General features: G+C 67.6%; 9 protein-coding genes and 1 tRNA gene. 2 read left to right on the top strand and 8 right to left on the bottom strand.

Annotation, left to right across the window (positions count from 1 at the left end; translation table 11 throughout):
- On the bottom strand, positions 1–544 hold a 544-nt coding region (gene recO / locus VED21_RS18675), incomplete at its 3' end, for a DNA repair protein RecO (protein WP_324884766.1).
- A gap of 216 nt (positions 545–760) precedes the next feature.
- Between recO and VED21_RS18670 the strand changes: the two genes are divergently transcribed.
- Positions 761–3,244: a sensor domain-containing protein gene (locus tag VED21_RS18670; RefSeq protein WP_324884762.1), complete on the top strand. Its 2,484-nt coding sequence runs from the start codon at positions 761–763 to the stop codon at positions 3,242–3,244.
- On the opposite strand, the gene VED21_RS18665 is transcribed toward VED21_RS18670, so the two are convergent.
- Positions 3,166–3,699, bottom strand: coding sequence for a hypothetical protein (locus VED21_RS18665; protein ID WP_324884760.1), 534 nt, complete (start codon positions 3,697–3,699; stop codon positions 3,166–3,168). The two genes, VED21_RS18670 and VED21_RS18665, sit on opposite strands and share 79 nt — an antisense overlap.
- Positions 3,700–3,953: 254 nt before the next feature.
- Here VED21_RS18665 and VED21_RS18660 point away from each other — a divergent pair, with 254 nt between their 5' ends.
- Entirely contained in the window at positions 3,954–4,337 is a 384-nt protein-coding gene (locus VED21_RS18660; protein ID WP_324884758.1) for a hypothetical protein, read from the top strand.
- Positions 4,338–4,467: 130 nt separating this feature from the next.
- Here the strand turns inward: VED21_RS18660 and VED21_RS18655 are convergent.
- From VED21_RS18655 to clpX, 6 genes are all read right to left on the bottom strand, one after another.
- A tRNA-Val gene (locus VED21_RS18655) sits at positions 4,468–4,542 on the bottom strand.
- Positions 4,543–4,624: 82 nt separating this feature from the next.
- On the bottom strand, positions 4,625–4,897 hold the full coding sequence (locus VED21_RS18650) for an HU family DNA-binding protein (protein ID WP_324884756.1): 273 nt from the start codon (positions 4,895–4,897) through the stop codon (positions 4,625–4,627).
- A 161-nt stretch (positions 4,898–5,058) separates the two neighbouring features.
- The gene (gene lon, locus VED21_RS18645; RefSeq protein ID WP_324884754.1) at positions 5,059–7,473 is read right to left on the bottom strand and encodes an endopeptidase La; all 2,415 of its coding nucleotides are present in this window, start codon (positions 7,471–7,473) and stop codon (positions 5,059–5,061) included.
- A gap of 170 nt (positions 7,474–7,643) precedes the next feature.
- The gene (locus tag VED21_RS18640) at positions 7,644–7,949 is read right to left on the bottom strand and encodes a CcdB family protein (protein ID WP_324884764.1); all 306 of its coding nucleotides are present in this window, start codon (positions 7,947–7,949) and stop codon (positions 7,644–7,646) included.
- Between the two features lie 21 nt (positions 7,950–7,970).
- The gene (locus VED21_RS18635; protein ID WP_324884752.1) at positions 7,971–8,150 is read right to left on the bottom strand and encodes a hypothetical protein; all 180 of its coding nucleotides are present in this window, start codon (positions 8,148–8,150) and stop codon (positions 7,971–7,973) included.
- 119 nt (positions 8,151–8,269) lie between these two features.
- On the bottom strand, positions 8,270–9,298 hold a 1,029-nt coding region (gene clpX, locus VED21_RS18630; protein ID WP_324884750.1), incomplete at its 5' end, for an ATP-dependent Clp protease ATP-binding subunit ClpX.

Here is a 9,298-nt window from a genome sequence, read left to right as displayed (position 1 = left end):
CGCGGAATGGCTCGCCCACCGCCGCCGACACGGCACGCCCGGTACGCGGGCTGACGAACGCGAGGTAGTCGTTGCTGCCCGTCACCGCGCAGCGGTCGAGGTCCAGGCCGAACCCCAGTTCGCCAAGCAGCCCGATCTCCCACCGCACGTACGCCTCCGGCCAGGCCGGTGCCGAGTCCAGCACGTCCAGCAGCGCCAGCAGCCCGTCGAACAGCGCCGGGTGCGGCTCGCGCTCGGGCAGCGCCGCCTCGACCAGCGCGCAGGCCGCCGTCAGCGCCGCCAGCCGCAGCGGGTCGTCCAGCAGGCCGGCGGCATAGCCGCGCACCGCCTCCAGCGTGAAGGTGCCCAGGTGTTCGTTCAGCCGAGCGCGCCAGCGGGCGCTGACCAGCGTTCCCGGCTCCAGATGGCCGCGCTGCCGGCTGGACCGGCCGCCGTGCACAAGGCCGGCGTGCCGCCCGTGCTCGCGCGTCAGCAGCACGGCCAGCGCCGCCGCATCGCCGTGCGGCCGATTCGACAGGACGATCCCCTGGTCGGTCCATTCCATGGCCATGATCTAGCAACCCGCGCGCGTGCCCGCCATGGGAAAGGAACCCGCGAAACGCCCACAGGTTCACACACCCCGCCCGCGACCGAATTGTACCCGCCACGCGACACATCGCTGCACGTGCCGGCATGCGGCGCAGAACAAGGTTGCATTTTTTGCAATTTTAATCAGCAATGGCGGCCCACGGTACCATCCGTGCCGCGACATGAGGGAGTCTTGAGCAGTCCGATCGACCGATACCTGCTGGCCGAGAAAGCCGGGACGGAGGGCGTGTGGGACTGGGACCTGCGCACCGACACCCTGTATTTGTCGCGCCGGTTCAAGGAGTTCCTCGGGCTGCCGCCGGGCGACGGGCTGAACTGCCCGTCCGATTGGCTGGACCGCGTCCACCCCGACGACCTGGACTGGCTGCACGCCTCCTTCGAGGGGCAGATGGTCGGCGTCACCGTGCCCTTCCAGATCGAGCACCGCGTGCGCAGCGGGCCGGGGTGGCGCTGGCTGGCCTGCCGCGGCGTGGCGGTCAGCGACGAGGAGGGGACGCCCATCCGCCTCGTCGGCTCGGTCGCCGACGTCACCGAACGCAAGCTGGCCGAACAGCGCCTGCGCCAGAGCGAGGAGCGCTACGCCCTTGCCGCCGCCGCCAGCAACGACGGCCTGTACGACTGGGACCTGAAGGCGGAGAGCGTCTATTACTCGCCGCGCTGGAAATCGATCCTCGGCTTCGAGGAGCAGGAGATCGGCGACAGCCCCGACGAATGGCTGGGCCGCGTCCTTCCCGACGACCTGATCTGGCTGCGCGCCGCGTTGGACGCCCAGGCCGACGGCGACGGCAAGCCCTTCCAGATCGAATACCGCATGCTCGACGCCATGGGCAAGGTGCGCTGGATGGCCTGCCGCGGCATCGCCGTGCTGGACGCGGCCGGCACGCCGATCCGCATCGTCGGCAGCCAGGCCGACGTCACCGACCGCAAGCAGGCCGAACAGCAGCTCCGCCAGAGCGAGGAGCGCTACGCGCTCGCCGCCCGCGGCGCCAACGACGGGCTGTGGGACTGGACCCTGGCCGATGGCGCCGTCTACTACTCCCCGCGCTGGAAGGCCATGCTGGGCCACGCCGAGGACGAGATCGGCACCCGCATCGACGACTGGTTCGACCGCGTCGTCCCCGCCGACCTGCCGGGCCTGCGCACCGCCATCGACCTGCACCTGACCGGCGAGCGCGAGGGCTTGCAGCACGAGTTCCGCATGCGCCACGCCGACGGCGGGGAGCGCTGGTTCCTCGCCCGCGGCCTCGCCGTGCTTGGCCCGGACGGGCGCGCCGTCCGCATGGCCGGCTCGATGACCGATATCACCGCCCGCAAGAAGGCCGAGCAGCAGATCCTGTTCGACGCCATCCACGACGGGATGACCGGGCTTGCCAACCGCACGCTGCTGCTCGACCGCGTCGGGCAGGCGCTGGACCACCGCCGGCGCGCCGGCGGACGGCACTTCGCGGTGCTGCTGCTCGATCTCGACCGGTTCAAGGGCGTCAACGATTCGCTGGGCACGGCCGCCGGCGACGTGGTGCTGAAGACCATCGCCGCCCGGCTGGAGCGCAACCGCCGCATGGGCGACACGCTGGCGCGCCTGTCGGCCGACGAGTTCGGCGTACTGCTGAACGACGTGGACGCCGTGGGCGACGCCATGGACGCCGCCGAGCGGCTGGCCCAGGCGGTCGCGCAGCCCATCACGCTGGATGGCCACCAGATGGTGCTGACCGCGTCGCTCGGCATCGCGCTCAGCGTCACCGGCTACGACCGGCCGGAGGACATGCTGCGCGACGCCAGCCTCGCCATGTACCGGGCGAAGTCGGGCGGGCGCAACCGGATCGACGTGTTCGACGGCAACCTGCGCCGGCAGGCCATGGCGCAGATGCGCACGGAGACCGACCTGCGCCGCGCGCTGGAGCAGGGCCACCTGCGCCTGTTCTACCAGCCCATCGTCGAGCTGGCCGACGGCCGCATCGCCGGGTTCGAGGCGCTGATGCGCTGGCAGCATCCGGAGCGCGGGCTGGTCTCCCCGGCGGAATTCATCCCGCTGGCCGAGGAGTGCGGGCTGATCGTGCCCATGGGCCGCTGGGCGTTGCGCGAGGCCGCGCGGCAGGTGGCCGACTGGCAGCGCCGTTTCCCGCGCGCGACACCGCTGTCCATGGCCGTCAACGTCTCCTCCCAGCAGTTCCGCGACGACGACTTGCCGTCCCTGGTGCGCGCGGTGCTGGACGACGCGGCGGTGCCGCCCTCCTCGCTGAAGCTGGAGATCACGGAAAGCCTGCTGATGCAGGACCCGGCCAAGGCGCGGGCGCTGCTGATGACCATCCGCGACATGGACGTGCGCCTGTCGATCGACGACTTCGGGACCGGCTATTCGTCGCTGTCCTACCTGCACACCTTCCCGGCCGACACGCTGAAGATCGACAAGAGCTTCGTGCAGGCCATCACCACCGGCGAGGGCAGCGCCGCCATCGTCCAGGTGGTCACCACGCTGGCCGCGATCCTGCGCATGGACGTGGTGGCCGAGGGGATCGAGACGGAAGCCGAGGCCGCGTTCCTGCGCGACATCGCCTGCAGGTACGGCCAGGGCTTCTTCTACGCCCGCCCCGCCCCGGCCGACGCCATCGAGGCGTTGCTGGAACGCGAAGCCGCCGAAGCCGCCCCGGCCGGCTGACCCACCGGACGCGGCCGGAAGGGAACCACCTTGCCCGGATCGCCGCCACGGTGCAGGTCCGTGGCCGGCTCCACCCCGTTCAGCACCCAGGCGTAGGCGGCGGCCAGCAGCGGCCGGTCGCGCCCGTCGGACAGGAACACCCGCACCGATCCCGCCGAATCGCCGTGCCGGACGGCGCGCGACAGCGTCGCCGCACCGGCCGCGTCACCGGATATCACCGCGCATCGGGCATTGCCGGCGCGCGTCAGAACGGCTACCAGCGCCTCCATCGCCCCGCCGCCCGGGACGCCGTCGCGCAGGTCCACGAACAGCCCCTGGGGCCGGCCGCCGCGGGCGAACCGCTCACCGACATCCCGCAGCGCCGCGCGCCACTCCGCCACCTCGGACGGGGCGAGGTCCCGGTGCAGGCCGATGTGGACGCCCCATGCGTTGACGGAAACCGTGAAGCCGCTCATGCCCGCCCCCATCCGTGGTGTCACCGGCCGCCCGAGGATCGGAGCACCGGCGTCACCCACAACGCTATAAGGGCTATTCCTAACAATCCGTTACCAAAACAATTCTGACATTAAGCTACAAATCCGACACCGGTACCGGCCGCTGCCGCCGGCACCCCGAAAATTCTGCGAAATGCGCTGGAACTTTCGATTGGGACAGGTCACCAAGACAGGACCGGCCAAGGGAGCCGGTGCAACTCAGGATGATCCGAACCATGCGCCGTGCCATCGCCCTCGCCACATCGCTCCTCCTTGCCGCCGGCGCGGCCATCGCCCCGGTCGGTGGCGTGGCCCTTGCCGCCGAGCCCCCGGTGACCGTGGGCGAGGTGTGCATCCAACAAAACGGCGTCTATCTGGCCAGTGTGCGGACGCAAACCTATGAGCCTGGCACCATGCGTACCGAAACGCCGGAAAGACTCATGGCGATCGGACAGACGTTCTGCGTGCCCTACGGCCAGACCGACACCGACATGTTTGTGTACGTCAACGTTGTCATGGGGCACAGCAAGAACTGCAAAATAACCCTGCAGGGCCGAAGGGGGGTGCTCAACGTCGTGACGACCGGCACCAGCCTGAACGTGAATCTCGCCTGTCCGTGATGACGAAGCCGCCTCGTCATCGGGGCAGCCCCACCGATGCCGGCGCGCCTGAGCGTTACCCGGTTGTTGCCTAGAAACGCAAAGCGGCCCGAAATCGGGCCGCACAATCCGCCTAAGCCGTTGATTTGTATGGTGGGCGATGAGGGTTTCGAACCCCCGACCCTCTCGGTGTAAACGAGATGCTCTACCGCTGAGCTAATCGCCCGCATCCGGCAATCGGTACGCCGGAAAAACGAAACCGGCCGACCTGAGCGTCGGCCGGTTGCAGTCTAGGCCAAACGGCCCAATCAGTTCAACGCGTCCTTCAGGTTCTTGCCGGGCTTGAACTTCGGCTGCTTGGACGCCGGGATGCTGATCTTCTCACCGGTACGCGGGTTGCGCCCCTCGGAGGCAGCGCGCTCGGCAACGGCGAAGGTGCCGAACCCCACGAGGCGCACCTCGTCACCCTTCTTCAGCGAGTCCGCGATGCCCTCGAAAACCGCGTCAACGGCCTTGGTCGCATCAGTCTTGGACAGACCCGCTGCGTCGGCGACATGCGCCACGAGATCATTCTTGTTCACTCAATCCCCCTTCCCGATACGACTAAGAACTAATCAACAAAGCCGCCCCACGACTTTGCAGGCGCAAAGTCTAAACACAGCTTCCGCCACCCGTCAATTGCCGACGGGTGGCGGAGGCCGTGAATCAGGCGGAATTCCGCGCTTTTCAGGCCAAACCCGGCCTAGTGGCGGATGACCTCGCCGGTGCCCTCGCCGTCGCGCGGCTTGGCCGCGGCCTCGACGGGAGCGTCCACCGGCTCGGTCCACTCGATGGGTTCGAGCGCCCGGACCAGCGCGTTGCGCAGCACGTCATCCACAGAATTCACCGGGATGATTTCCAGGCCACGCTTTACGTTGTCCGGAATGTCGGCGAGATCCTTTTCGTTGTCCTTCGGGATCAGCACCTTCTTCAGGCCGCCGCGCAGCGCGGCGAGCAGCTTTTCCTTCAGGCCGCCGATCGGCAGCACGCGGCCGCGCAGCGTGATCTCGCCGGTCATCGCCACGTCCTTGCGCACGGGGATGCCGGTCAGCACCGACACGATCGAGGTGATCATGGCGACACCGGCCGACGGGCCGTCCTTCGGCGTGGCGCCCTCCGGCACGTGGACGTGGATGTCCTTCTTCTCGAACAGCGTCGGCTTGATGCCGAAGGCGGTGGCACGCGACTTGACGTAGCTCTCCGCCGCCTGCACCGACTCCTTCATGACGTCGCCGAGCTTGCCGGTGGTGGTGACGCGGCCCTTGCCGGGCAGCGACACCGCCTCGATGGACAGCAGCTCGCCGCCCACCTCGGTCCAGGCCAGGCCGGTGGTGACGCCGACCAGATCCTCCAGCTCCGCCTCGCCGAAGTGGAACCGGCGCACGCCGGCGTACTTGTCGAGGTTGCGGCGCGTGATGGACACCTTCTCGGTGCCCTTCATCATGATCTCCTTCACCGCCTTGCGGCAGAGGTTGGCGATCTCGCGCTCCAGGTTGCGCACGCCGGCTTCCCGCGTGTAGTAGCGGATGAGGTCGCGCAGCGCGTCGTCGGAAATGGCGAACTCGCCCTTCTTCAGGCCGTTCGCCTTCACCTGCTTCTCGATCAGGTGCCGCTTGGAGATCTCGACCTTCTCGTCCTCGGTGTAGCCGGCGACGCGGATCACCTCCATGCGGTCCAGCAGCGGCTGCGGCAGGCGCAGCGTGTTGGCCGTGCACACGAACATCACGTCGGACAGGTCGTAGTCGACCTCCAGGTAATGGTCGTTGAAGGTGCCGTTCTGCTCCGGATCCAGCACCTCCAGCAGCGCCGACGACGGGTCGCCGCGCCAGTCGGCGCCCAGCTTGTCCACCTCATCCAGGAGGAACAGTGGGTTGGACGACTTGGCCTTCTTCATGCCCTGGATCACCTTGCCGGGCATGGAGCCGATGTAGGTGCGCCGGTGGCCGCGGACCTCGGCCTCGTCCCGCACGCCGCCCAGCGACATGCGCACGAAGTTGCGGCCCGTGGACTTGGCGATCGACTTGCCCAGCGAGGTCTTGCCCACGCCCGGCGGTCCGACGAGGCACAGGATCGGCCCCTTCACCTTGTTCATGCGGTTCTGCACGGCAAGGTATTCCAGGATGCGTTCCTTGACCTTCTCCAGGCCGTAGTGGTCGGCGTCCAGGATCTTCTGCGCCAGCTTGATGTCCTTCTTGACCTTGGTGCGCTTCTTCCACGGAATGGACAGCATCCAGTCCAGGTAGTTGCGCACGACCGTGGCCTCGGCCGACATCGGGCTCATGGAGCGCAGCTTCTTCAGCTCGGCCAGCGCCTTTTCGCGGGCCTCCTTGGTGAAGCGCGTCTTGTTGATCTTCTCTTCCAGCTCGGCCGCCTCGTCGCGGCCGTCCTCGGTCTCGCCGAGTTCCTTCTGGATGGCCTTCAGCTGCTCGTTCAGGTAGTACTCGCGCTGCGTCTTCTCCATCTGCCGCTTGACGCGGTTGCGGATGCGCTTCTCCACCTGAAGCACGCCGATCTCGCCTTCCATGAAGGCATAGACCCGCTCCAGCCGCTCCGACACGGTGGCGCACTCCAGGAGCTGCTGCTTCTCGGGGATCTTCAGCGCCAGGTGCGACGCGACGGTGTCGGCCAGCTTGCCGGACTCCTCGATCTGGTTGATCGAGACCAGCACCTCCGGCGGGATCTTCTTGTTGAGCTTGATGTACTGCTCGAACTGCGAGACCACCGCGCGGGACAGCGCTTCCAGCTCCTGCTGGTCACCGACCTTCTCCTCGACGAGGTCGGCGTACGCCTGGAAGAACTCCTCGTTCTCGGCGAATTTCGTGATGGAGGCGCGCTGCCCGCCTTCGACCAGCACCTTGACCGTGCCGTCCGGCAGCTTCAGGAGCTGCAGCACGGTGCCCACGGTACCGACGCTGTAGATGTCCGCCGGAGTCGGGTCGTCCTGCGCGGCGTTCTTCTGGGTGACGAGAAGGATCTGCTTGTCGTCCTTCATCACGTCTTCCAGGGCGCGCACGGACTTCTCGCGGCCCACGAACAGCGGAACGATCATGTGGGGGAACACCACGATGTCGCGCAGCGGCAGGACCGGATAGAGGGCACCACGGGGGATTTCGAACATCGATCAGGGCCTCTTGGTAGGGACGCCGCCAGCCCGGGATGGGCCTGGGGCGACACCGCCTCGGGGAATGAGCGCGGTATCTTTGAACGGCACAGGACTAACGTGGCACAGCACCCCTGGCCCTTCAAGGGCGGAACCGCGGAATCCCTACCGCGTTGCAGCGTAGACCGTTAGTCCCAGCCGCGGTTCATCATCCAGTCGACGGCGGCGATGACCGTCTCCGCCTCGTCGCGCAGCGACATCACGACTTGGCCCAGCCGCTCGCCCGGAATGTTGGTGATCTCCAAGGGCATCAACAGCACCACCTGCCCCTCGATAACGAAGGCCGGGCACAGCTTGGAATCGACCTCGCGCGGCAAGACGCTCCGCAGCGTCATCGGAATGACGACCCGGCGGTCGAAGCCTTTGAACAGGGTGGATTGCAGGATCAGAAGAAAAGGGCTACGCGCCCGCGTGGTTCCCGTGTTTCGGCACACATCGAACTGCGCCACGGCGGCTTAAAGCTCGCAGAATTCGTCGGCCACCGACCCGTAACGCCGGTTCACCTCGTTCCAAGCCTCCATGTCGCGGTCGACGCGTTTCTGGATGGCGGACTTTTCCTGCGCGCCGGAGGCCGGAACCCCCGTCCGCACCGACGCGGTACCCGACAACGGCTTGGTCTTCCGCACAGCGCGCATCGTCATTCTCCCGTACCCGCCAGAAGGGTGATGGCTGAATGCATCGCTGTCAAGGCGGCGTCCCAAAAGAAAAAGGGGCGCCGGAGCGCCCCTCTTCCAATTCCCTATCGGTCCGCCCGTCAGGCGCCCGGCGCCTCGCGGCGCTGGTCGGCGTGGACGTAGAGCGGCTTGGCGCGCCCCTCCACCACCTCGCCGTTGACGACGATGCTCTCCACGCCGGCGAGGCCGGGCAGGTCGAACATCGGGTCGAGCAGGATCGATTCCATGATCGAGCGCAGGCCGCGGGCACCCGTCTTGCGCTGGATGGCCTTGTTGGCGATGGTCTTCAGCGCATCCTCGGAGAAGTCGAGGTGCACGTCCTCCATCTCGAACAGGCGCTGGTACTGCTTGACCAGCGCGTTCTTCGGCTTGGTCAGGATCTCGATCAGCGCCGCCTCATCCAGGTCGGACAGGGTGGCGACGACCGGCAGGCGGCCGACGAACTCGGGGATCAGGCCGAACTTCAGCAGATCCTCCGGCTCGACCTCGCGCAGGATCTGGCCGGTCGAGCGCTCCTCGGGGCCGCGCACGTCGGCGCCGAAGCCGATGGACGTGCCCTTGCCGCGCTGGGCGATGATCTTCTCCAGGCCGGCGAAGGCGCCGCCGCAGATGAAGAGGATGTTGGTGGTGTCGACCTGCAGGAACTCCTGCTGCGGGTGCTTGCGGCCGCCCTGCGGAGGCACGGAGGCGACGGTGCCCTCCATGATCTTCAGGAGCGCCTGCTGCACGCCCTCGCCCGACACGTCGCGGGTGATCGACGGGTTGTCGGACTTGCGGGAGATCTTGTCGACCTCGTCGATGTAGACGATGCCGCGCTGGGCCCGCTCGACGTTGTAGTCGGCCGCCTGCAGCAGCTTGAGGATGATGTTCTCGACGTCCTCGCCGACGTAGCCGGCCTCGGTCAGCGTCGTGGCGTCGGCCACGGTGAACGGCACGTCGATGATTCGAGCCAGCGTCTGCGCCAGCAGGGTCTTGCCGGTGCCGGTCGGGCCGATCAGCAGGATGTTGGACTTGTCGAGCTCGACGTCGCTCTCGCCCTCCTCGCCGTGGACGAGCCGCTTGTAGTGGTTGTGCACGGCGACGGAGAGGACCTTCTTGGCGCGCTCCTG

This window comes from Azospirillum sp. (assembly GCF_035627195.1).
GTDB lineage: Bacteria > Pseudomonadota > Alphaproteobacteria > Azospirillales > Azospirillaceae > Azospirillum.
The sequence above is the reverse complement of the archived record's forward strand: the minus strand, read 5'-3'. Positions and strand labels throughout refer to the sequence as shown.

Coding starts and splice junctions, on each gene's coding strand:
- VED21_RS18665 (WP_324884760.1), bottom strand. CDS start 3,699: ATGAGCGGCTTCACGGTTTCCGTCAACGCATGGGGCGTCCACATCGGC.
- VED21_RS18660 (WP_324884758.1), top strand. CDS start 3,954: ATGCGCCGTGCCATCGCCCTCGCCACATCGCTCCTCCTTGCCGCCGGC.
- lon (WP_324884754.1), bottom strand. CDS start 7,473: ATGTTCGAAATCCCCCGTGGTGCCCTCTATCCGGTCCTGCCGCTGCGC.
- VED21_RS18635 (WP_324884752.1), bottom strand. CDS start 8,150: ATGCGCGCTGTGCGGAAGACCAAGCCGTTGTCGGGTACCGCGTCGGTG.